17 protein-coding genes are annotated in these 23481 nt (G+C 46.5%); 9 read left to right on the plus strand and 8 right to left on the minus strand.

Translation table 11 applies throughout. The annotated features are described in order from the left end of the window. Window positions 1-114: 114 nt before the first annotated feature. The gene (locus tag B5D42_RS16455) at window positions 115-471 is read right to left on the minus strand and encodes a cytochrome c (RefSeq protein WP_078832639.1); all 357 of its coding nucleotides are present in this window, start codon (window positions 469-471) and stop codon (window positions 115-117) included. Window positions 472-926: 455 nt separating this feature from the next. On the opposite strand from B5D42_RS16455, the gene B5D42_RS16460 reads away from it, so the two are divergent. After that, window positions 927-1352 carry a VOC family protein gene (locus B5D42_RS16460; RefSeq protein ID WP_078832640.1) on the plus strand — a complete coding sequence of 142 codons (426 nt, stop codon included), beginning with the start codon at window positions 927-929 and terminating at the stop codon, window positions 1350-1352. 52 nt (window positions 1353-1404) lie between these two features. On the opposite strand, the gene B5D42_RS16465 is transcribed toward B5D42_RS16460, so the two are convergent. The 3 genes from B5D42_RS16465 to B5D42_RS16475 form a co-directional block, all read right to left on the minus strand. Beyond that, on the minus strand, window positions 1405-1845 hold the full coding sequence (locus B5D42_RS16465; RefSeq protein ID WP_078832641.1) for an SRPBCC family protein: 441 nt from the start codon (window positions 1843-1845) through the stop codon (window positions 1405-1407). Between the two features lie 201 nt (window positions 1846-2046). Further along, complete coding sequence (locus B5D42_RS16470) at window positions 2047-2856, minus strand: DUF4249 domain-containing protein (RefSeq protein WP_245825739.1); 810 nt, start codon at window positions 2854-2856, stop codon at window positions 2047-2049. Between the two features lie 5 nt (window positions 2857-2861). After that, on the minus strand, window positions 2862-5195 hold the full coding sequence (locus B5D42_RS16475) for a TonB-dependent receptor (RefSeq protein ID WP_078832642.1): 2334 nt from the start codon (window positions 5193-5195) through the stop codon (window positions 2862-2864). Window positions 5196-5400: 205 nt separating this feature from the next. On the opposite strand from B5D42_RS16475, the gene B5D42_RS16480 reads away from it, so the two are divergent. Beyond that, the gene (locus tag B5D42_RS16480) at window positions 5401-6054 is read left to right on the plus strand and encodes a hemerythrin domain-containing protein (protein ID WP_078832643.1); all 654 of its coding nucleotides are present in this window, start codon (window positions 5401-5403) and stop codon (window positions 6052-6054) included. A gap of 14 nt (window positions 6055-6068) precedes the next feature. Beyond that, complete coding sequence (locus B5D42_RS16485; protein WP_078832644.1) at window positions 6069-6794, plus strand: SGNH/GDSL hydrolase family protein; 726 nt, start codon at window positions 6069-6071, stop codon at window positions 6792-6794. Here B5D42_RS16485 and B5D42_RS16490 read toward each other — a convergent pair. Continuing rightward, a complete protein-coding gene (locus B5D42_RS16490) occupies window positions 6775-8508 on the minus strand; it encodes an acyltransferase family protein (RefSeq protein WP_078832645.1) in 1734 nt (577 codons plus the stop codon). The two genes, B5D42_RS16485 and B5D42_RS16490, sit on opposite strands and share 20 nt — an antisense overlap. A gap of 58 nt (window positions 8509-8566) precedes the next feature. Beyond that, window positions 8567-8881, minus strand: coding sequence for a thioredoxin (trxA, locus tag B5D42_RS16495; protein WP_078832646.1), 315 nt, complete (start codon window positions 8879-8881; stop codon window positions 8567-8569). 86 nt (window positions 8882-8967) lie between these two features. Here trxA and B5D42_RS16500 point away from each other — a divergent pair, with 86 nt between their 5' ends. After that, window positions 8968-11109 carry a prolyl oligopeptidase family serine peptidase gene (locus B5D42_RS16500; protein ID WP_245825741.1) on the plus strand — a complete coding sequence of 714 codons (2142 nt, stop codon included), beginning with the start codon at window positions 8968-8970 and terminating at the stop codon, window positions 11107-11109. Window positions 11110-11471: 362 nt separating this feature from the next. Here the strand turns inward: B5D42_RS16500 and B5D42_RS16505 are convergent, their stop codons facing one another. Then, window positions 11472-11858, minus strand: coding sequence for a DUF4890 domain-containing protein (locus B5D42_RS16505; RefSeq protein WP_139367215.1), 387 nt, complete (start codon window positions 11856-11858; stop codon window positions 11472-11474). Window positions 11859-11988: 130 nt separating this feature from the next. After that, window positions 11989-13134: a hypothetical protein gene (locus B5D42_RS16510; protein ID WP_078832648.1), complete on the minus strand. Its 1146-nt coding sequence runs from the start codon at window positions 13132-13134 to the stop codon at window positions 11989-11991. Window positions 13135-13391: 257 nt separating this feature from the next. Between B5D42_RS16510 and B5D42_RS16515 the strand changes: the two genes are divergently transcribed. Genes B5D42_RS16515 through B5D42_RS16535 form a run of 5 tightly spaced genes read left to right on the plus strand, consistent with a single transcriptional unit; the run spans window position 13392 to window position 23479 of the window. Continuing rightward, window positions 13392-14600: a Pycsar system effector family protein gene (locus B5D42_RS16515; protein ID WP_078832649.1), complete on the plus strand. Its 1209-nt coding sequence runs from the start codon at window positions 13392-13394 to the stop codon at window positions 14598-14600. Between the two features lie 12 nt (window positions 14601-14612). Next, a complete protein-coding gene (ppk1, locus tag B5D42_RS16520; RefSeq protein ID WP_078832650.1) occupies window positions 14613-16643 on the plus strand; it encodes a polyphosphate kinase 1 in 2031 nt (676 codons plus the stop codon). After that, window positions 16630-17484 carry an SdiA-regulated domain-containing protein gene (locus B5D42_RS16525; RefSeq protein WP_217698850.1) on the plus strand — a complete coding sequence of 285 codons (855 nt, stop codon included), beginning with the start codon at window positions 16630-16632 and terminating at the stop codon, window positions 17482-17484. Before ppk1 ends, B5D42_RS16525 begins: the two co-directional genes overlap by 14 nt. Before the next feature lie 21 nt (window positions 17485-17505). Further along, window positions 17506-21105 (plus strand): BamA/TamA family outer membrane protein, encoded by a 3600-nt coding sequence (locus B5D42_RS16530; RefSeq protein WP_078832651.1) that lies wholly within the window; start codon window positions 17506-17508, stop codon window positions 21103-21105. 22 nt (window positions 21106-21127) lie between these two features. Beyond that, the gene (locus tag B5D42_RS16535; protein WP_078832652.1) at window positions 21128-23479 is read left to right on the plus strand and encodes a hypothetical protein; all 2352 of its coding nucleotides are present in this window, start codon (window positions 21128-21130) and stop codon (window positions 23477-23479) included. The last annotated feature ends 2 nt before the right edge of the window (window positions 23480-23481 follow it).

A 23481-nucleotide genomic window follows, 5' to 3' on the forward strand; every position in this document is an offset into this window, starting at 1 on the left:
GTTGTCGAAGATCTAAGCTACTTAATAATTTGAAAGCAAATCACGACCGAATACATAGAATAATAACGGGCAGTAACCCCACGATCACTGCCCGCCATCATTCAATTCAAAAAATTATTTCTCGCCCAGGCCGTCGGTTTTCCATTGTTTGATCACAGCAATGGTACTGTCTGACAATTTCGGATGACGCATCGGCATAAACCCTCTTTCGCCGGGATTGAGCTGGATCCTGCGTAATATCTCATCCGCATTGGCACTTGCCGCCGCATAGCTGTCGAGTGCTTTTTTGTTACCGCCTTTTCCAGGAAAATGGCAGGGTGCACAATTCGTTTCGAGGATGGTTGCTACATGCTGCTGGTAACTGATCTTCACAACCTTTACTGCCGCCTGGCTCGCTGTTTTTGTTGAACTGCAATAAGCAAAAAACATAGCAATGCCGGTCAGGGAAAGGGCTACAAGAATCTTCTTCATGTCAGGTTTAGTTTTTAAATGGATTAATTCAGGTCATCCAAATATATCTTTTCAGTATACGCACTTCTGCGCCGCCTGTAATAAAAAGGGTGAAGAGGCGAAGAATGCCGGTCAATTGTCATGATTTTGTCAGCCCCATTCCCTTCAATTGATTTTCCTGAACTTTTACACCCTGTTGCTTTCAAGCTTTTATGGAAATGGCAGCAGTGCCGAAGAAGTGAGGTGAGGAAAAGTGAGGTGAGGTTGCTAAATAGCAAGCGATTTAGCGGATTATTTAAGCAAGTATGGCTTGGAGATATTGCTGTAGCTCTTATTGAATCAGGCACAAGCGAAAAAAAATCAGGAACATTGCACTCAGTCCTCATCTTTTTCACCGTTCCTCCAGAATCCTTCCCTGCACCCTTTCGCCCATGAAAAGAATTGCTTTATTTACAGCCTGATAAAACCTGTATACCATGACAAAAATGAACCCTTACCTGAACTTCGACGGTAAAGCCGAAGAAGCTTTTATTTTCTACAAATCTGTTTTCGGCGGTGAATTCCCGGGCGTCCATAAAATCGGCGATGCACCGGGCACAGAACAGTTGAGTGCTGAAGAAAAGAACCGGGTAATGCATATATCGCTTCCCATCAATGAACATACAACACTGATGGCCTCTGATATCATTCCTTCTGCAGGGCACAAACTAACAGAAGGCAATAACGTACATATTTCCCTGCATCCTGAAACGCGGGAAGAGGCTGACCGTTTGTTTGCTGGTCTTTCTGCCGGCGGCACTGTTGAAATGCCTTTACAGGAAACATTCTGGGGTGCTTATTATGGGAGCTTCAAAGACAAATTCGGCATACAATGGATGATCAATGTTGAACTGGGAAAATAAAACGTCATTCCCCGGCATGAAGAAGCCCGGTATATGACCGGGCTTCTTTCATTTATGCCTGTTCTGAGATTTCTTTTACTTTCTGCAGTGCCAGTGGCCAGGTCTTGTCGAAATAATCTTTGTAGTCGCCGGGAATGTCTATATCTATCAGCAATGTCGTTTGTCCGTTCTCTTCCGTAAGCGTGTAGTTCTCAAAAGATCCGGCCCATTGTTTTACTTTTTCGCTGGTTGTATCTTCCACACCATCCTTAACCATGCCCAGGTGCTCGATCGATAAAAACGCAGGCTTGTTATTTCTTGCGATACGTGAAACCATCCCCATGTTATCATTACCAAGGAATAAGGCTTTACTGCCCTCTTCCCAGGTGGTTTCCACCTTTGAGCCTTCATTGAACGGTTTGGTCCATTCAGGGTAAGTGGTTTTGCCCAAAAGCACATCCCATATTTTTTCACGGGAAGCATTGATCGTGATGCTGTACTGATGTTTTTGCATGTTTCCAGGTTTTTAGATGAAAGAATGACTATTGATCCGGCTTCAAAGATGTGATAATTATCGCAGCCGGATACTGGTTATTAACGACTATTTAGGGGGGCGATTACGGCCTTCCGGTCTTTGTTGCAACAATGATCAACACAATGAAAAAAGCGGGAGCATTATGCCCCCGCTTATGATATGGATCTGCCAGTATTGTAATTATGGCACCGTGATCGTTTTTGTCTGCACGGTATGTGCGCTGAAATAACCAAGTGCACCGCCCTGTATATTACTCACGGGATTTGCAGGAGATGCAGAATTATTATCTCCCAGCGAACTGTTGTTGAGGCTGAAAAAATATTTGTACACCGGCTGATCGATGCAAAGCATATCCACACGCACCAGATCGCCTTTTTTCAGGTCATTATCCGGCGCTTTATCACTGTTTTTCTCATAACGCAGTTTGGCTTCGGCTACGTTACCATCGGTATAGGTATCGTCACGTACGAAAAATTCCTTTTGCTGAACACCGTTAATGAATAATACAAACTGATAGCTGTTACCCAGGCCTACGGGATCTTTGTAGCGTACTGTCGGAAGCAGGCGGTCCTGGATAATTCCTTCCGACAGGAAAAGACTATCAAAGCGGATACGCGGCTGAACGGTAGAAACGGATGTAAATGTTTTACCAGCTACTACAACCTTCAGGTTATAAGTTCTGCCAGCCACACCTGTCAGCGCCGGCGCTGTATAAATACCTTTCGCGTTTTCTGCAAAAACAGTAACAATGCCATTATTATCGGTAACCGTTACCAGAGCTCCGCTCACACCCTGAAAACTGTTATTGTCGCTGAAATTTTTAGTCTGCGAGACCAGTACCTGGTTAGCGCCTGCTTTATCGGTAATAATTCCTTCAATAACATATCTGGGCTCTGCCACATTCTGCAGATCTACCTGTATCACTTTTTCGCAGGAGCTGAACAGCATCAGTGCCAGTGCAGGAATGAGGAAAGATGTTATATATCTCATATCTTTTAGAATTTGAAGTTATAGGAAACAGAAGGAACGAATTTGAACAATGCCGTACGCACAGCTTCCGTAGCGGTTGGATCTGTTTCGCTCTTGCGGAATGTGATCGTATAGGCATTCTCCCTGCCGTAAGCGTTATAAATACTGATATTCAACTCGGAACTAAACCGCTTCTTTTCGCGCATTTTAAGCGTAGCACCCAGGTCAAGCCTGTGATAGGATGGCATCCGATAACCATTCCTTTCCGGATAGTAGAACACAACCTGGTTATTGATCAGGTATTTCCCGGCAGGAAATGTGACCGCATTACCGGTATAATAGACCCAGTTGGCAGAAAGCGTCCATTTGCGGCTGGCCTCATAAGAAGCCACAATTGAAATATCGTGGGTCCTGTCCTGCTTGGCATTGTACCAGTTCCCGTTGTTGATCCCATTGATCTTTCTTTCTGACTTTGCCAGCGTGTAGCTGATCCAGCCGGTGAAACGCCCGGTTTTCTTTTTCAGCTGGAACTCAATACCATAGGCCCTGCCCTTACCGAATAACAGTTGCGTTTCTATCGCATCGAGGTTAGAGAATACATCTGCCCCGTCGCGGTAATCGAGCTGATTCTGCATGGTCTTATAATAAGTTTCAACCGTCAGTTCATAACGCCCGCCTTTCAGGTTGCGATAATAGCCGAGCGATACCATATCTGATACTTCCGGTTTGATATTGTTATTGCTGGCTACCCATTTGTCGTCCGGCGTTGAAGATGTAGAGTTCGAGATCAGGTGCAGGTTCTGCACATTACGTACATAAGCTCCTTTTACGGATGAATAATTGTTAAGCTGCCAGCTGGCAGATACACGTGGTTCCAGATTCCAGTAGGTCTTCACCACTTCGCCGCTTTTATACCGCATGGTATCGAGTACATTGCCGGCGCCATCGATCGTATAGAAATCGCCTTTGCCAAGTACACTCATCGCAGAGAGTCTTACCCCGTATGAAACATTCAGCTGATCCGTGGCTTTCCAGTTATTGGATGCAAACGCAGCATTTTCCAGCGAATATCTTTTCTGTTTGAATACGGAGTTGATGGCCGATGTTTCTTCCGACGTTACTTCGCCAGGCCGCATTGTATGGAAAATACTGTTGACCCCGAACCGGATATTGTTTCGGCTGTTCAAAAACCATTGCATTTCCTCTTTCAGGTTCCAGTCGCGGATCTGGGAAAGGATATTGAATTTATTTACCCCGCTGTTGATAAAGACCTTGAAATCGTAATTACTGTAGACCAGCGAAGTGTTGGAAAACAGCTTGTTACTGAACACATGGTTCCAGCGCAGGGTTGCCGTGGAGTTGCCCCAGTCTATCCCGAAAAGATCCTGCACTTTCAATACATCTCTTCCGAAATACCCGGAAAGATATAAACGGTCTTTTTTTCCAAGGATATAATTCATTTTGGCATTGAGGTCATAGAAGTAAAGTGTGTTCCTGTTCACGGATGTATCCGGAGATAATTTCAGAAACAGATCTGCATAAGTACGCCTTCCGGTAAGGAGGAAAGAAGATTTGTCTTTCTGTATCGGTCCTTCCAGGTTGATCTTGGAAGAGATCAGGCCGATGCCGCCGCTGCCACCAAAATTCTGGTTATTCCCATCGTTCATTTTAATGTCCAGCACGGAAGACAGCCGACCTCCGTATTGTGCAGGCATTCCGCCTTTATATACGGTAATATCTTTGATCGCATCCGAATTGAAGGTAGAGAAAAAGCCAAGCAGGTGCGACGCATTGTACACCGGCGCTTCATCGAGCAGGATCAGGTTCTGGTCTGCAGCTCCGCCCCGCACATAAAAACCGCTGTTCCCGTCGCCTGCCGATTTGATGCCCGGCAGCAATTGTATTGTTTTCAGCACGTCCCTTTCGCCCAGCAGAACCGGGATATTCTGCATTTCCTTTGCAGATAACCTTTCTACGCCCATCTGCGGACTGGCCAGGCTCCGGCCCCTTGATGTTGAACTGCTCACGGTTACATCTTCCAGCACGGTTGTCTGTTCGGATAATATAATGTCGAGGCTGATGTGTTTATCCAGCACTATGTCCTGCTTTTGTGTCTGAAGGCCAACGGCACTGATCTCGAAACTGTATTTTCCTTTTGCGAGGGTGATGGAATAGAATCCGTATTCATTACTTACCGTTGTCTGACCGCCGGTTCTGATTACCGCGCCGATCAGTGTTTCACCGGTTCGTGCAGAACGGATGGTTCCGCTAACTGTAAATTTATCCTGTGCGGCTGCAAGAACAGGATCAAGCAGTACAAGCAGCAGCGTGCTGCAAAGAAAGATCAGTCTTTTACTCATAAGAGGTTGGTCGTTTACCGCGGCGAATATATTGATCGCTTTGGCTTTTTTGGTAAATGCATTGTTAACCTTTTTAACAACTACCGTTCAGCCTGCCTGTTAACCGCTGGTACCGGAAACACCTGAAAACGGGTTCAAACTTTGTCGCTTTTCTTCTATACCACGGCAGGCCGGCCTGATAATTTTGCTGAAAAATTAATAACAAATGAAACCGGAAAAACGTTACAATTTTTTCAACAATATTCATAAGGGCTTGCGCACAATGCTTTTCAGCATTCAGATGAAAGTGCAGCAGACAGATTTTTCCCAGCCCTCCGCTGCGGATGTGATCAGCGAACTCGAGCTCGCATTAACCTATTACGATGAGCATGCCGCGCACGAAGATGAATATATCCTTGCGCCGCTTTTTGAACACGAACCGGCGCTGAAGGAAGAAATGGAGAAAGAGCATGTGACAGATCACCAGCTTGCAGAGAACCTGCGTGGCTTTATCAGCGACTGGAAAACAGGTACCGACAAAGAACTGGCCGGCAGAAAGCTTTTCTATGCCCTCAACGATTTCATTGCTTTCAACCTTTATCACATGAACAAGGAAGAACAGCAGCTTCTGGAAGTATTGTGGAAGCATTTTACAGATGCCGAAATGCTCGAAATGGAACACCGCATTGTTGCAGCGATCAAACCTGAAGTACTGATGGAGGAAAGTCGCTGGATGATGCGGGGGCTCAGTAACCCTGAAATAGCTGAATGGCTCGGCGCCGTTAAACAGGGAGCACCGGAATTTGTATACCAGACCTATAAGCAGATGGCGGCGGAAGAATTATCAGACGAACGTTATAAAGCATTGGCTTTAGCTTAAATAACTGAACTGACATGCGTATCCTTTTCACAGGCGACAGCATCACCAGGGGCAGCACGGGTACAGGTTTTGTGCAGGGGATAGCGCAGGCCTTACCCGGCTGTTCTGTTCAGAACCTGGGCTGCAACGGTGATACCATGCAGATGATCTGCAACAAATTAATAGCGGCACTTAAACTTGATAACCGTTATGATGCGGTTGTACTGCAAGGGGGCTATAATGATATCCTCCTTCCCTGCTTCAGATCCAGGAAAGGTTTGTTCGGCATGGCTTTCAGATCGCAGCAAAAGAAAGGGATTATTGCTGCCGAAGACGTTCACACATTTAAAGTAAGGCTGATTCAGGCGATGAACAAGATCAGGCTTCTGTTCCCGGGCAGGCTGATCATTACAACAATAGGTTGCATCAATGAATCCTTATCATCCCAGCTGCAGAAAACCAGGAACAGTTACAACGATGTACTCCGTGAGATAGCATCGGTCTACAACGCAGAACTGGCAGATACGGCTGTTCCATTCGACCATTATCTTTCCAGTCATAAACAAAATGATTATTGTGTCGAAAGCTTTTTCGCAGTAACCATTTCTGATCCGCTGCTTTCATGTCTGCCCGGAGGAGTGGCAATACTAAGCAGGTACAGGAAACTGCATCTGACAACAGATGGCGTACACCTGAATAAAAAAGGGGCGGCAATTTTCAAGTCGTGCATATCAGCCAGGCTTATGGAAACCGGAGCCTGAAATTGGTATCCCGGGCCAACAGCGAACCCAGGTAAACAGCACCTGCTTTTGTGAGGTGCCGGCCATCCTGGGATATCAGCTTACAGGCAGGTGTAAATAACGGTATCCTTCCATCCGGCCGCATCAGCAATGCCATCAGGTCTACATAACAGCTTTTTTTTACCGCTCCGTAGATTGCATTCGTCTTCGCGATCAGGGGATCAGGATCAACAGCCGTTTTACATCTTTCAGGATAAGAGGCACTGTTGAAGACAAGCCCGTTATGTTCCCCAAATCCCTTACTGCCGATCACAAGCAAGTGTTCGTCCGGAATCGAATATTCACTGCAGATCCTGCTGAGTTCAGCAGGCGCAACCGGTGATCCGAATATAACCAGGTCGGCCTTTTGAAGCCGCTCTGTTATCCGCACATCATTAGAATAATGGATATAGCTGATCTCTGCATCATCAGCATAATGGTTTTCAAGCAGCATATTGGCAACATCGCGCGCAAAACTATTTCCGATGATCAGGATCTTTCGCTTATTATCTTTTGAAAAAGGTTTATCCAGCATCCGTATACGATCATTGTATTTAGCGTGCATCCCACGTTCATAATGCCGGACTTTATAAATATCCAGTTCCGGCACATCCCTTACAACACCTGATCTCTGGTAATAATAAAAAGAAATGCAAACTAGCATTGCGGCCACACTGCCGGTGCTGATCAGTAAAACGGAACTGCTTATTTTTTTATTGTTACGATATGGCTGCTCTATCAGGAAATAAGTGATCACCGACAAAACCACGATCAGTGCAAATAATAGCAGAAGCCAGCGCAGGCTGATCTGCTGCGATACGGTCTGTCTGAAAAATGCAAAAATGAACTGGTGCCACATATACATGCTGAAACTGATCCTGCCGAGAAAAACCAATACCGGGTTCTCCAGTATGTATCCTGCCGCTTTAGGCCTGTATGTGTAGATCAGAAGAGCTGTAACCGCAGTCACGGCAATATTGATCAGGAGTATTTTAGTGAAGGGGAACACCAGCAGTGCTATCAATCCCAGCAAAAGAACAACAGAAGGAAGTGCATTCCGCGACTCATATTTTTTTACTGCAAAAACAAGTAATGCACCCGCTCCAAACTGGTATAACCGGGATGTAACAATGAAAAAATTGAACTTAGGATTTCCGATCAGGTAACAGGATATCAGGGACAAAATCATCAGAACGATCATCAGTAACTGCTTCTGGCTTATCTTTTTGAACAGCCTGTGTCCTAAGAATAGTATAACCGGAAAAATCAGGTAGAACTGTTCTTCCACGCCCAGGCTCCACGTATGCAATAAAGGTTTGTAATGATTAACAATATCCCAGTAACCGCTCGTGAAATACAGCAACAGGTTGTTCGAGAATAAAACCGTTGCTATTACTGATTGGGTCAGGTTTTCAAAGTCGTCCGGCAACATTAAAAAATAACCGCTCGCCAATGCAAGCAGGCAAATGAACAAGGTCATCGGCAGGATCCTGCGTATCCTTCTTTCGTAAAAATGCCCGAATCTGAATGATCCTGTGTTAAGAGAATTATCAATGAGTGATGTGATCAGGTATCCGCTGATCACAAAAAAAATATCTACTCCGAGGTAACCCTGCGGAAGAAATCCCGCATGATATAAAATAACAGCTGTTACTGCAATACTTCTTAATCCGTCTATTTCCGGCCTGTATTTCATATTCGCATCATGACACTCGAAAGATAGTGATTTTAGCGTCCTGATACGATACTACCCCCTATCCCTGGTAATGAGCCGCAATGATCCTGCTCAGTTCCGCTGCCGGCACCACACCGCTTTGCCGCCATACTACTTTACCGTTCCGGAACAGGATCAGTGTTGGCACACCCTGTACCTGGTAAGCATTGGCAACGGCAGGGTTCTTATCTACATCGATTTTGAGAACGATCGCCCTGTCGCCCACCTGCTGCTTCAGTTCCTGCAGTATCGGCTGCATCATTTTACAGGGGCCGCACCAGGTAGCAAAAAAATCAACAAGGACGGGTATTTCACCTGCAATAACCTCCGAAAATTTTTTATTTGCTGTTTCCATACTCCTGAGCGCAGCAAAAGGGGTGCCAGCAGGGCAGGTACTGACAGAACAGCAATTAATGATTATATTTAAGAAAAACTGTCATTATGAAACCAATGCTTCTGCTTTGCGCCGGTATTGTATGTTTGTGTGCCTGTAAACAGAAAGGAAGTCAATTAACAACATTTAAACCCATAACAGTGCAGTACCCGGTTACAGAAAAAGATACTACCATTAACGACGTTTATTTCGGAACCCGGGTGGCCGACCCCTACCGTTGGCTGGAAGACGATACCAGTGCCCGTACAGCGGCCTGGGTGGCCGCAGAGAATAAGGTAACGCAGGACTATCTTGCCCGGATCCCTTTCCGCGACGCTATCCGCAAACGCTACGAGCATCTGTTCAATTACGAAAAATATTCCGCTCCTTTCAAAGAAGGTAAATACACTTATTACTACCGCAATACCGGCCTGCAGAACCAGAGCGTATTATACAGGGAAACAGGCGATGGTAAAACACCGGAAGTATTCCTCGACCCCAATCTTTTTTCAAAGGATGGCACTACTTCCCTTGCAGGTATCAGCTTTACGCAGGACGGATCGATGGCTGCCTACAATATCTCTGAAGGCGGTAGCGACTGGCAGAAGATCATCGTGCTCGATGCCGAAACAAAAAAACAGATCGGCGACACGATGCAGGACGTCAAATTCAGCGGCGCCAGCTGGAAAGGCAACGAAGGCTTTTATTACAGTACCTATAACCGCCCTAAAGAAGGCAGTTTTCTTGCAGGAAAAACAGATGCCCACAAGCTTTACTTCCACAAAACCGGTACCCCGCAACAGCAGGATCAGCTCGTATTCGGCGATAAGACACAAAAAAGGTATGTAGGCGGCTATGTAACAGAAGACCAGCGCTGGCTGATCATTACCGCAGCAGATGCCACATACGGAAATGAACTGTATGTGCAGGATCTCCGTACACCCGGCTCCCCTGTTGTGCCACTGGTAACAGACATGAAGAATTCTCATTACGTGATCCACAGCGACGATCAGTTCTTTTATATCCAGACCGACAAGGATGCCCCTACCGGCAAACTGGTTACCGCGCCGGTCAATAATCCTGGTATGGCCAACTGGAAAACACTGGTTCCTGCCAGACCGGAAGTACTGACCAGTTCAACAGGCGGCGGGTTCCTTTTCTGTTCTTATCTGAAAGATGCAGTGTCTAAAGTTTATCAGCACAGCATGGATGGTAAAATGATCCGCGAGATCCGGCTACCGGGTCTGGGAACAGCAGATGGCTTCGGTGCCAAACAAAAAGAGACAGAGCTGTATTATTCATTCACATCCTATATTGAACCACGCACATTATATAAACTCGATATCGCGAGTGGCAGAACTGAATTGTACAAACAGTCAAAAGTAGAATTCAAACCATCCGATTATGAATCAAAGCAGGTATTCTACAACTCGAAAGATGGCACGAAGATCCCGATGATCATCACCTATAAAAAAGGACTTGAACTGAACGGCAAAAACCCCTGCCTTTTATATGGCTACGGAGGCTTCAGCGTGAGTATCACACCATTCTTCAGCACATCGAGTATGATCCTGCTCGAGAATGGCGGCATACTTGCAGTACCTAATATCAGGGGTGGCGGTGAATATGGCGAAGAATGGCATCAGCAGGGCATCAAAACAAAAAAACAGAATGTATTTGACGATTTTGTTGCAGCTGCTCAATACCTGAAAGACAATAAATACACCAGTTCAGAATACCTGGCACTGGAAGGCGGATCCAATGGTGGCCTGCTGGTGGGGGCCTGCATTACACAGCATCCAGACATGTGCAAGGTTGCCTTCCCTGCGGTAGGCGTGCTGGACATGCTGCGCTATCACAAATTCACCGCGGGAGCCGGCTGGGCGTACGACTATGGAACCAGTGAAGAAAGTAAAGAGATGTTCGAATATCTTTATCATTACTCGCCCCTGCACAATGTAAAAGCAACAGCTTACCCGGCTACAATGATCACTACTGCAGATCACGACGATCGTGTAGTACCGGCACACAGTTTTAAATTTGCCGCCACTTTACAGGAAAAGCACAATGGCAGTAACCCTGTACTTATCCGTATTGAAACCAAGGCTGGGCACGGAGCCGGTAAAAGCACCCAGCAGGTGATAGACGGCGAGACTGATAAATGGAGTTTTATGTTCTATAATATCGGGCTTCAGCCTTACTATAAATAAATAAAAATGGGGATGATGATCATCCCCATTTTTATTTGTAACGCCGTGTTGGTCGCCTGACCATGCACCTGTTTTCGTTCCCCACTGATGTCTCCCGGAAGGACTCATCGCTGCACGATCCTGCTATTCATAAAGCTGATTATAAATTGTAATCCTCAGGCGGTGCTGTCTTCAGTGTCGCTCAGGCCGCTGGGCCTCGTCTTTGCGCCAGCGCTGCGCTGGGTACCAAACCCAAAGAGACGCCTCTGCAAAGACTGGTAAATTTATCTGATGTATTATTCTTCGAACACATGGGCCGCCTAACCTAACGCCGTGCTGGGCGCCCGACCACGCACCTGTTTTATTTTGCGGAGCGCATAAGATTACCTCCTGCCCTTACGCTCTTTTCTTTTTTCCATGAGTTTGTCTTTGCGGCTCTCTTTTTGTTCCAGATAAGCAGCATATTGCTTCTCATCGAGTACAGATTTCAGGCTGTTGTCTTTTTTATCCTGTATTTCTTTGGCTTTACCAAGGCGGCTTTTCCTGTCTGTTCCGTCGTTTTTAAGCGCCTGCAGGTTTTTCGCATATTCGAGCTCTATTTCCTTCACCTTGTTTTCCTGGTCGGCGGTAAGCGTTATTTTTTTCTTCAGCTGGCCGGTTTGAATTTCTGCCAGTTGTTCGGGAGAACGTTTCGCCTGTCTGCCATCCTGTGCGGAAGCTGTTAAACCAATGGTTGCCCCGATCAGCAGGAATAAAAAGTATTTTTTCATATTTCGTTTTTCTTTCTGATACGAAAACATCTGCCGGGTTTAACAGTATCGCCCGTTTTAACATTTTTTTCCCTGAACAAAAAAGCGGTTCCGCAGGGGAACCGCTTGCCTTGTAGTCCGGCATCGGTTGCTATACCTGCTCTAATACCAATGTAGATGCTGTAATGTCCGGCACGAGTTCTATCTCCTTGCTTCCGTATAATGTAAGCATTGCCTCGTCCTGTCTTTTGTAGTTAACGCTTGCGGTAAGTATGTATTTACCGGGAAGCATGCCTGTTCTTTCAAACAAACCGTTTTTTGTTTCATTCGGAATAAGGTCGAAAACTTCCTGTTTATCTACGGATGTTAATGTTACCACAGCCGCATTAAAGCCTGCACTTTCAACCAGCGCGGCATCTGCATCGGCAATACTGCCGGGCGGTACATCAAGTGTTACCTGTACCACTACATTATTCAGAGGCACGGATCCGGAGTTTCCATTGTTTCCGCCGGTATTATCGTTCGGAGGAGGGTTGCCGGTTTTTTTGGTACCCGTAACCGGCAGCAGTAATTCTTTCATGCGGTCGAGGAATTTCATCACCCTTCCTGAAAAGAAGCCGGAAATAAATGAGAATACAATAACACCATTGCCAATGTTGATATCAGCCATACTGCTGCCATCCGACAACACATAATGATAGCCGAGTATCAGGATCAGTGTGCAGGCCGGGGCAAAGAACATTTTTGCAACCTGGCCGGATATTTCAGTGGGGTCAAAACTGCCGCAGTCGTCGTCTCCGGCAGTATTGGAACTTTGCGCATTGGCGAGGCTTACATAATAGATCAGGCTGACCAGCACGCCAAGCAGGCTCCAGAAGAGGGTCTCCATATAAACACTGTTTCCCGTAAGCCAGAAAGTGCTTTCCGCCAGTATTTTCTTTTCAGTCAGATAATCGTAGACCTGCGCATTATTGAAAAGATTCAGGAGGCTGTCCATCGCTTTTCTTTGTTTACCGATGAGCTTATTGTTAAACTCGGTATCCAGGAAAAGCATGATCAGGCCGGTACGGGCTTTACGTGCCTGTACACTGTCGGGACTGTTATCCAGGCATTTTTTCACCATCAGCAGCTGGCGTTTATCAAGCTGAACATATTGCTGTCCCGGTGTGTTCCTGTGTGATAAAATATAAGTACCTGCAGATACCGCCAGCAGGAGGCAAAGTGTGAATAACCAGGCGCCGCCGCTCCAGGTGCGGGCTTTCAGAAAATTGTTGATGCCGTTGAGAAATTTGTTCATAGCTCAGGTTAGTTTAATGGTTATAAGGGTGCTTCTGCAGCGTAAGCCTGCAGGATGCCTGATCTGCCTTTTCCTGGGGGGAAGTTGATGGCCGGGGCCAAAACAGGTGGGGGAACTGTAAAATAAATGCTGTTTCCCGGTATTTGCAAGCGGGAATGAAAATTTCCCGTAAAATAACCTTACTCCTGCTGAAGGATGACCCACAAGCTTCAGGCAGTGCCTAAAGAATAGTATCTTTAATTATAAAACAGATCCGGATGAATTACCAGGCCTTATTGGATGAAGTAAAAGCCCATACCCTCAGTTTTTTCAATGCCCGCCAGGATAATCTGCATGTATACCATAACCTGTCGCACACCACCGATGTGGTTAAAGCAGCCACACAGATCGCAAACCATTACCAGCTGAATGACAGGGATTTTTTCATTGTACTGACAGCAGCATGGTTTCACGATACCGGCTACCTTGCCGGTGAAGCCAAAGGACATGAAGAAAAAGGTGCGGAACTTGCCGCGGCATTCCTGCAGGAGCGGGGTTTTGATGCAGAAGGTATCCAGGCGGTTAAGAACTGTATCCTGGCCACCAGGCTGCCTCAGCAACCACATACCCTCAACGAACGGATCGTTTGCGATGCTGATCTTTTTCACCTCGGCACGGATGATTTTATCGACCGGAACAAACTGATGCGCAAAGAGGTTGAAGCTATTTATCATGTGCAGATCACCAAAGACGATTTCCGGGCAAAAACCATTTCCTTATTTGAATCTCATCATTATCATACCGATTATTGCCAGCTGTTACTGAATGATAAGAAAGAACAGAATCTGCAGCGGCTGAAAGCAAAAGCCGCTGCAGCCGGTAATAAGGATGCTCCGGCAACAGCACCTGCCAGCCTTTTGGCTGCCGAAACTGCTGCCAGGACATCAAAGAAAAGTGATCGCCCGGAGCGCGGAATAGAGACTATGTTCAGGATCAGTTCCAATAACCATCAACGATTAAGTGATATGGCCGATAACAAGGCACATATCATGATCACCACTACATCCATCATTATTTCTGTATTGCTTAGTGTGATGATCCGGAAGCTGGAAGAGTTTCCGCATCTTACCATACCGGTTATCTTATTGCTCGGTGTCTGTGTGATCACGATGGTATTTTCCATCCTTGCTACAAGACCCACGCTTACCGGCGGCACGTTCACACCTGCTGATATCGCTGAAAAAAAAGTAAACCTCCTTTTTTTCGGAAATTTTTATAAAATGACACTGGAAGAATATGATCAGGGCATGCAACAGCTGATGGCCGACAGGGACTTCCTGTATGGCAATCTCATCAGGGACGTACACTCTCAGGGCATTGTCCTGGGCCGCAAATACAGGCTTTTAAGGATTGCCTACAATGTATTTATGTTTGGCATTGTGATATCTGTGGTAAGCTTCCTGATCGCATCCATTTTTTTCAGGTAACCCCATTTTTTTATGGCGCAGGGTTTTACTTTTTTCAACAGGGATCTAAGCTGGTTGTCTTTTAATGAAAGAGTGCTCACGGAAGCCGGGAACCCCGCCGTGCCGCTGGTGGAGCGGATCAGGTTCCTGTCTATCTACTCTTCCAATCTCGATGAATTTTACCGGGTGCGGGTTCCGGCAGTTGCCGCATTACAGCAGCTGGATAAAGAAGAAGATATTTACAATGATCTTCAGAACAGTATCCTTGCTACTGTAAACAGGCAGCAGGAAATATTCGGCAGGCTATTATCCGGACTGATCCCGGAGCTGGATGCAGAAGGGATCTGTTTCGTTTACAACCAGCCCCTCCCACCGGTAATTCTGCCGGCGCTGAAACATTTTTTCTTTACGCAGGTACTTGCATTCCTGCAGCCGGTATACCTCGACGGGGATAATTTCTTCCCTGAAAGCAACCGTTTGTACATGGCTGCTAACGTTTATGGCGAAAGCGGGAACAACAGCATCGTGCTGATCAATATCCCTTCTGATAAACTGCCGCGCTTTACCGGTATTACGGAAGCCGGCAAACAATACATTGTATTCACAGACGATATTATCAGGCAATTCCTGCCCCTGCTGTTCAATGATGCAGTTGTAAAGGATCTTTACAGTTTCAAGATCACACGTAACGCAGACCTGAGTCTTGAAGATGAATACGAAGATGATCTCGCGGAAAAGATTGAACAGCAGCTTGCCAAAAGGGATCTTGGCCTTGCAACCAGGTTTCTCTATGATCCTGCCATGCCGCTGCACCTGCTCCATGCACTGGCTGCTTCGTTCAGTCTGCCTACGGCTGGTCTTGTGGCCGGCGGACGGTACCATAATCTTAAAGACCTCTCCGCATTACCCATACAAAACAAAGCACTTGAATATCCTACCTGGCCTGCACTTTCACCGGCAGGGAATCCTGATTCGTTACTGGACGAAATAGAGCGCAGAGATATGATCCTGCACACGCCCTGGCAACAGTACGATACAGTCTTGCGTTTTTTTAATGAAGCTGCATCCAGTCCGGATGTACAGGAGATATATGTTACCCTTTACCGCGTAGCAAACGATTCGCGTATTGTCAATGCACTGATATCCGCAGCAAGGAACGGAAAAAAAGTATCTGTGCTGGTTGAACTCAAAGCGCGCTTCGACGAAGCCAACAATATCAAATGGGCAAGACAGATGAAGAATGCCGGAGTTAAGATCATTTACAGCGTGACCGCATTGAAAGTGCATGCGAAGATCGCGCTGGTGAAAAAAAGCTGCGGCATGCGCACACGTTATTACGGTGTACTGTCTACAGGTAATTTTAATGAAAGCACCGCCAGGTTTTATACAGATCATGTGCTGCTGACCGCACATCATGAAATCCTGCGCGAGCTGGAACTGCTTTTCATTTTCCTGAGCAAACGCAGAAAGAAAATTCCCGAAGGCCTGATTCATTTCGAACACCTGCTCGTTGCACAATTTAACCTGCAGCAACGTTTTCTTGCAATGATCGACCGCGAAATCGAACATCACCGCAAGGGCCTCCCCTCCGGCATTACCATCAGACTTAATAATCTCGAAGAAAAAGTGCTGATCAGCAAACTATACGAAGCTTCCAACGCCGGCGTTCAGGTTCAGCTGATCGTCAGGAGTATTTGCTGTCTTATTCCGGGCATGAAGGGCCAGAGCGAACATATTACCGTAACACGTATTGTAGACCGGTTCCTGGAACATGGCAGGTTATTCATGTTCTGCAATAACAACCGGGAAGAAATCTACCTCGGTTCTGCAGACTGGATGAACAGGAATATCTACCGGCGCATCGAAGTCTGCTTCCCCATTTATGATGCTGAGCTCAGACAACAGCTGAAAGAGATTACGGCATTGCAATTGCAGGATAATGTGCAGGCAGTTCATATCAATACACAACTGGAAAACATAGCCGTGAAAAACGAGCTGCCCCCATTAAGATCGCAGGAAGCTATTTATGAATATTTAAAACAGCAGCAGTATGCGAAAGTCTAACCTGATCTCCTGTCTCCTGCTTGTTGCAACAGCCAGCTTTACGGCCTGTGCACAGAAAAAACAATATACCAGCCCGGCCGGCTACGATTTCTCACGGCCTGAAAAATTCTTTCTGCCCGAAAGTCTTACAGAAATATCCGGGATTGCTTTTTACAAAGGCAACCCCGACAGCATGTACGCCATTCAGGATGAAGAGGGCAAGCTCTTTTACTTCAAACCGGGCGTTAAATCCGTGACCTATGCCAAATACGGCAAACATGGCGACTATGAGGATCTCGCTATCTGTAACAATACCGTAACGATTCTGAAAAGCAACGGCAGTTTATATACATTCCCTTTCAGCGAAGCACGCAATGAAAAAACAGCGGGAGTGAAAGAATGGAAAAATCTTTTACCCGCCGGCGAATATGAGAGTCTTTATGCAGATAACAACCAGAGCCTGATCTATGTGCTGGGTAAAAATCTGAAGGAAGACAAAGGCAGACGCAGGGTAAGCGGATTTATCTTCAGACTGATAACAGCTGATTCCCTCGCACCTGCGGGAGAATTTGCGGTGCATATGAACCAGCAGGTAAAAGACATGCCTGAAAAAGCCGTGCATCCTTCTGCCCTGTCCAGAAATGATCAGACAAAAGAATGGTATATCCTTTCTTCCGTGAACAAGGCGCTGATCGTGACCGATACAAACTGGCAGGTAAAAAAAGTATACCTGCTCGATCCTCGGATCTTTCATCACCCGGAAGGCATTGCGTTCGACCGGGACAATAACCTCTATATTTCCAATGAAGGCGATGATGCAACAGCTGCCAACCTGCTGAAGTTCATTTATCAGAAACCATAGAATCAGAACAATCCTGTCATTATGAGCAAAACAACTGTACTTCTCATCCTGCTTCTGATAACGGCAGCAACCCGTGCCCAGGATTCTGTACGGCACAGGATCATTTTTATAGGCGATGCAGGCGAACCCGACAAAGAACAGCAGGATGTACTCAGCGGTGCTGCCAGGCATGCAATACCGGGAAAGACAACCGTGATGTTTCTTGGCGACAATATTTACCCCACGGGTATGCCGCTGCAAAATGGCCCTGCTCTGGATGCGGCAAAAGATATTCTGCGGAAACAATTCATGCCTATGCGCGCCAAAGGAGCTCCGGTTTATTTTATCCCCGGAAATCATGACTGGGATCGCATGGGAAGCAAAGGCCTTGCAAAGATCCGGCGTCAATGGCAATTCCTGGAAGAACAGCAGGATTCGCTGCTGAAACTTGTGCCTGCAAATGGTTGTCCCGATCCGGTTGAGATCCCGGCAGGCGACAGCACAGTGATCATTGCATTCGATTCGGAATGGTGGTTATTCCAGCACAGCAAAACCAACACCGAAGCGGATTGCAGCTGCAACAGCAAGGAAGAAGTAGTGGCACGGATGGAAGAGCTGCTCTACAGGAATCGTTATAAAACGATATTGCTTGCTTCGCATCATCCCTTTCAGAGTTACGGGCATCATGGCGGTTATTATTCCTGGAAGGATCATCTTTTCCCGCTTACGGCCATCAACAAAAATTTACTCCTTCCGCTCCCCGTTGCGGGTTCGCTGTACCCCTTACTGCGCAAAACATTTACCTCCCCCGAAGACATGTCGCACCCCGCTTACAAAGAAATGATCCGGAAGATCGACGGTGTTTTCGCGGGTTTTCCCAACCTGGTACACGTGGCTGGGCATGAGCATGGGTTACAGTTTATTAAAAGCAACCAATTACAGATCGTAAGCGGTGCAGGATCCAAGGAAGCCTATGTGAAAAAAGGAGCCGATGCACTTTTCGCCGAAACGGTTCCTGGCTTTGTAACAGTAGATGTTCTTCCGGGAAACCGTTTACATATCACTTACTATACTTACAAAGACGGTAAACAGGAAAGCGCTTTTAACTATGAAGTTCCTTACACCAGCGTGAAACAGCAGGAGGAACTGGCATACAGGGAAGTACCGGGCGACAGCATCGTGATCAGGCCAAATCCGGCATTCGACAGTGTCAGCCATCTGCATCGTTATATTTTTGGTGAGAACTATCGCAAGGAATATGCTGCAGCAACAAAAGTACCCGTGATCAGGCTATCAGCAGTGCATGGCGGGTTAACACCTACCCAGCGGGGCGGCGGTCACCAGTCGCGCTCTTTAAGGCTGGAAGACAGCAAAGGCCGCGAATGGGTTTTAAGAAGCGTGCAGAAGTACCCGGACGTATTGTTACCGGAAGCTTTGCGCGAAACATTTGCCAAAGACCTGCTGAGTGATAATATGTCGTCGCAACATCCTTTCGGAGCGCTGATCGTTCCTCCTATTGCCAATGCTGTAAAAGTACCGCATACCAACCCGGTGATCGGCTGGGTGGCGCCGGATAAAAACCTTGGTATGTATGCAAAGGATTTTGCCAATACGCTGAACCTCCTCGAAGAACGTGAGCCCGCGGGCAAATCGGACAATACAGGTAAAATGCTCCGCCAGCTATCCGAAGACAATGACAACAGCATCGATGCCCGGCAATACATGCGCGCTGTAATGCTGGACCTGCTGATCGGCGACTGGGACAGGCACCCCGATCAATGGCGCTGGCATACACAGAAAAAAGACAAAGGCAAGAATTACATTGCCGTGCCACGCGACCGCGACCAGGTTTTCTTTATCACAGATGGCGTGATCCCTAAATTCGCATCACGTCCCTGGTTGCTGCCTTATCTGCAGGGCTATGACAGCAGTATCAAAAATGTCAACAATTATCTATGGGAAAGCCGTGTTGTCAATAACCGCGTGCTCACTACACTCCCGCATGAAGTATGGCAGGAAACAGCATCTGAATTTGTGCAGGCGGTAACAGATTCTGTTATCCATACTGCGATCGCAAGATTACCGGAGCCGGCTTATTCCATGCGGAAAGACCTGCTCACCAGCCAGATGCAGAAACGGCGGAACAGCCTGCCGCAGCAAATGGAAACCTATTACCGTTTCCTGAACCGGATCGCAGACGTACAGGCAAGTGACAAGAATGAACTGATCGAAATAAAAGATGCACCCGGAAATACTTTATCCGTTTACATCAGAAAGAAAACGAAAGAAGGAAATATCAGGGATACCCTTTTCAGCAAAACATTCCACCCGGCTGTCACCAGGGAGATCAGACTGTATGCAGGCAAAGGGAATGACAGCATTGTCCTCAGCAATCACCACTCGGAGATTAAGCTTCGCCTGATCGGCGGCGAAGGTGATAAACGTTATCATATTGAAGCTGCCAGGCAAAAAGTATTGTTGTATGAAAGAACAGATAACGCTATTTATACCGGCGATACAAACAGGCTGCGCAGGCATTTGGCAAACGACAGCCTGAACACCGCATTTGTTCCGACTGATCTGTATCACAAAACAATGCCCTTGCTGAATGTAGGCTATAACTATGACGACGGGATCATGTTTGGGCTGATGATACGGCATCTCCATAAAGGATTCCGGAAACTGCCCTATGCCAGCATGCACCAGTTCTCATTCCTCCATTCCTTTCTAACCACAGCCTTCAGCTTCAAATACAGGGCAGAATGGCTGAATGTATTAGGCAAAGGGGATCTGCTGCTCAATGCAAATGTGCTGGCGCCCGACAATACCCAGAACTTTTTTGGACGGGGCAATGAAACGGTATATAACAAAACCGGCGATTTCAAAAATCATTACCGCACACGTTTCGAATTGTTCCAGCTGCGGTCTGCGGTAAGATGGAAGAACGGTCATGCATCGTTCCAGATCGGACCTGCATTTGAAGTGTATGCTTTCAACGCAGATAAAAATGAAGGCAGGTTTATCTACAACAGTGCGGAACTGCATTCCTACGACAGTGCCACCATCGACAAGACAAAGCTTTTCGGAGGCGTACACGCAGCTTATATACTGGATAACCGCAATAACAAACTGCTTCCCGAATGGGGCAGTTATGTGAATATACAGCTGCAGAGCGGCATTGGTATGAATGGTTATTCGAGAAGTTATGTACAGTTATTACCGGAAGTTGCCTTTTACAAGAGCATAGGCAATGGGCGGCAGCTCGTGATCGCCAACAGGCTCGGAGGTGGTATCACCATCGGTGAAAGCACTTTTTACCAGTCTGCGTTCCTGGGCGGGCATGAGAACCTTTTAGGATATCGCCAGTACAGATTTGCCGGGCAGCATATGCTTTATAACAACCTGGAAGCAAGGATCAGACTGGCAAATATCAACGGATATATATTGCCAGGCCAGATAGGGCTGGTAGGCTTTTACGATATCGGGAAAGTCTGGGAACGAAACCATAACAGCAGTACCTGGCACCAGGGAACAGGCGGTGGAATATATTTTGCGCCGGCATTAATGACTGTTGTTAAATTTGTGGTAGGAAAATCCTCCGAGGGCTGGTATCCATATCTCACGCTGGGCATGCGGTTCTGACGGGTAACTATAAACTTCTTAGATGAGAACAACTTTACTGGATATAAGGGATGCAGGGGCTGTGGTGCCGGAAATGGTTGATTCAGTGATCTCGTTTGATCGTTTCACCAGCTTTCTTGAAAAAAAGATCGCCGGCGAGACCAGCCTGAAAAAAGAATTTTACGAATCGGTGCTGAAGCAATTCAAAGCAGCTAAAATTCCGCAAGGCAGTTTTACCCCGGAACAGGCACCATTATACAAAGACCTGCTCGAACTCGTTTTCGCCACACTTACGCCTGCGCTTACAGATCACCAGCAATCTTTATGGGCACTGGCTATGGCAGCTGCACCGGTTATCTTTTACGCAACTGATGCACTGGGTGAATTAATGACCGACGAAACAACCGGTAAGATCAAATGTAATATCGTGAACGCCGGCAGCAGTGAGGAAGTGCAAAAGGAAAAAGGAAATTTTGTTTATTCACTCATATTCGACAGCTTTTACTCTTTCAATCCTTTTCATACCAAAGAGGAAATGATACAGGCTTTCCCCAACCCGCAAACCGGTCTTGTGAAATACTACCGGGTGAATGTAGAAAGCAGCTTTATCAAAGTATTGGCGAAAGGGCCGGTACCGGAACTGAAACCTTCCGATCTGCATGAAGAAGGCGAAGAAGCGGTCAATATGGAAACCCTCCGCAGCAAGCTACCCTTATCGCTTTTCCGCTTTGAAGGTTTCGCGGTGCTGACGCTGACCGATGTTACTTCCAACTATGCGGTTGAACATATCAAGAACATCATCATCAACCGCGCCGCGGCAGAAATGGACCGTTGCTTTTCAGATGTGATCCATTCACTGAAAACACTGGTAGAAAACCCGCAGGTAGAATTCGGGCTTATGCCTGTATTGCGTGTGAACGACAAATTAGTATTCGACGGATCCCTGTGCAGCAACAGCATACTGGTAAGTAATGCCGAAAGCGGTATGGGCGGACAGGCTTATATCCAGCTGCTGGAACAATACCTGCAGAATCCAAGATCCTATTTTGTACGTTCTGTAGCCTCTTCCATCAGAGACGAAAAGAAAGAACATCTCCAGATCCTGAAACAGCAGGGTATAGAAGCTTATGCCTTATTGCCTGTTTATTATAACAGCAGGATAGCCGGTGTGCTAGAAATATACTCGCGTGAGAAAGAAAGTATTTCAGAGAATACACTCGAGAAATTAAAAACCGCCGTTCCATTACTTGCACAGCTGATGCAGCAGTCAATCGATGAATTCAACTCAGGTATCAATAGCATCATCCGTGATAAATTCACTGCCATGCAACCTGCCGTACAGTGGAAATTCAATGAAGTGGCCTGGCATTACCTGCAGGGCATCCAGAGCGGTAAAAAAACGCCGGAGCTGGAACCTGTTTATTTTAAGAATGTCTACCCGATTTATGGAGCCATCGATATCCGTAATTCCACCATTGAAAGGAACAAGGCTTTACGCGCCGATTTCATAAATCATTTTGAACTGCTGATACATGTGCTGGAAAGGCTCAATGATACGCTGAAGCTGAATATGATAGACCAGCTCATTTTCAAATGCAAACGCTGGCTTAATATTGTGATCGATGTGCTGGCTGAGATCGATGAACAGAAAATTGAAGAATTCCTGCAGCATGATGTGGTTCCCCTCCTGCTGCATTTTAAAGATACCAACCCCGATATCAGTCCGTTGATCACCCCCTATTTCGATGCGGTGGACGAAGAACGTGGTATTGCCCATATCAACAGGCGCCAGCTGGAAACATCCATGCAAACGATCAATTTCGCTATCAGCAATTATCTCGACCTGTTCAAAGATGAACTGCAGCAGACGTATCCCTGCTATTATGAAAAATTCAGGACCGATGGTATCGAGTACGATATTTATATCGGTCAATCCATTGCACCGGCCAAAGCCTTCAACTACGCTTATCTTAAAAATATCAGGCTCTGGCAACTCACCTCCATGGCGGCCATTGCAAAAATGACGCGCTCACTGGTAGACCAGATCCCTAAACCGCTGCAGACCACACAACTGATATTTATCCACGCGAACACCATCGACATCAGCTTCCGCAATGATGAAAAAAGATTTGATGTGGAAGGCACTTACAATATCCGTTACCAGGTGATCAAAAAAAGGATCGATAAAGTGCATGTAAAATCATCCGGTGAAAGACTTACACAACCTGACAAGATCGCCCTTGTTTACTTCAACCGGAAAGAAGCAAAAGAGTATATCGAGTACATCCATTATCTCCAGGAAAAAGGCATTCTCGAACAGGAAATAGAGGAACTGGAGCTGGAAGAACTGCAAGGCGTGAGCGGACTTAAAGCCATCAGGGTTGGGGTAAAATAAGA

Origin of the sequence: Sediminibacterium ginsengisoli (assembly GCF_900167075.1) — a bacterium.
In the GTDB taxonomy this organism is placed as follows: Bacteria; Bacteroidota; Bacteroidia; order Chitinophagales; family Chitinophagaceae; genus Sediminibacterium; species Sediminibacterium ginsengisoli.

Bases quoted from the DNA above. Each gene is read 5' to 3' on its own strand.
- B5D42_RS16460 (WP_078832640.1), top strand. From the start codon at position 927: ATGACAAAAATGAACCCTTACCTGAACTTCGACGGTAAAGCCGAAGAA.
- B5D42_RS16510 (WP_078832648.1), bottom strand. From the start codon at position 13,134: ATGAACAAATTTCTCAACGGCATCAACAATTTTCTGAAAGCCCGCACC.
- B5D42_RS16505 (WP_139367215.1), bottom strand. From the start codon at position 11,858: ATGAAAAAATACTTTTTATTCCTGCTGATCGGGGCAACCATTGGTTTA.
- B5D42_RS16485 (WP_078832644.1), top strand. From the start codon at position 6,069: ATGCGTATCCTTTTCACAGGCGACAGCATCACCAGGGGCAGCACGGGT.
- B5D42_RS16525 (WP_217698850.1), top strand. From the start codon at position 16,630: ATGCGAAAGTCTAACCTGATCTCCTGTCTCCTGCTTGTTGCAACAGCC.
- B5D42_RS16500 (WP_245825741.1), top strand. From the start codon at position 8,968: ATGAAACCAATGCTTCTGCTTTGCGCCGGTATTGTATGTTTGTGTGCC.
- B5D42_RS16475 (WP_078832642.1), bottom strand. From the start codon at position 5,195: ATGAGTAAAAGACTGATCTTTCTTTGCAGCACGCTGCTGCTTGTACTG.
- B5D42_RS16465 (WP_078832641.1), bottom strand. From the start codon at position 1,845: ATGCAAAAACATCAGTACAGCATCACGATCAATGCTTCCCGTGAAAAA.
- B5D42_RS16455 (WP_078832639.1), bottom strand. From the start codon at position 471: ATGAAGAAGATTCTTGTAGCCCTTTCCCTGACCGGCATTGCTATGTTT.
- B5D42_RS16470 (WP_245825739.1), bottom strand. From the start codon at position 2,856: ATGAGATATATAACATCTTTCCTCATTCCTGCACTGGCACTGATGCTG.
- ppk1 (WP_078832650.1), top strand. From the start codon at position 14,613: ATGGCGCAGGGTTTTACTTTTTTCAACAGGGATCTAAGCTGGTTGTCT.
- B5D42_RS16535 (WP_078832652.1), top strand. From the start codon at position 21,128: ATGAGAACAACTTTACTGGATATAAGGGATGCAGGGGCTGTGGTGCCG.
- B5D42_RS16515 (WP_078832649.1), top strand. From the start codon at position 13,392: ATGAATTACCAGGCCTTATTGGATGAAGTAAAAGCCCATACCCTCAGT.
- B5D42_RS16530 (WP_078832651.1), top strand. From the start codon at position 17,506: ATGAGCAAAACAACTGTACTTCTCATCCTGCTTCTGATAACGGCAGCA.
- B5D42_RS16480 (WP_078832643.1), top strand. From the start codon at position 5,401: ATGAAACCGGAAAAACGTTACAATTTTTTCAACAATATTCATAAGGGC.
- B5D42_RS16490 (WP_078832645.1), bottom strand. From the start codon at position 8,508: ATGAAATACAGGCCGGAAATAGACGGATTAAGAAGTATTGCAGTAACA.
- trxA (WP_078832646.1), bottom strand. From the start codon at position 8,881: ATGGAAACAGCAAATAAAAAATTTTCGGAGGTTATTGCAGGTGAAATA.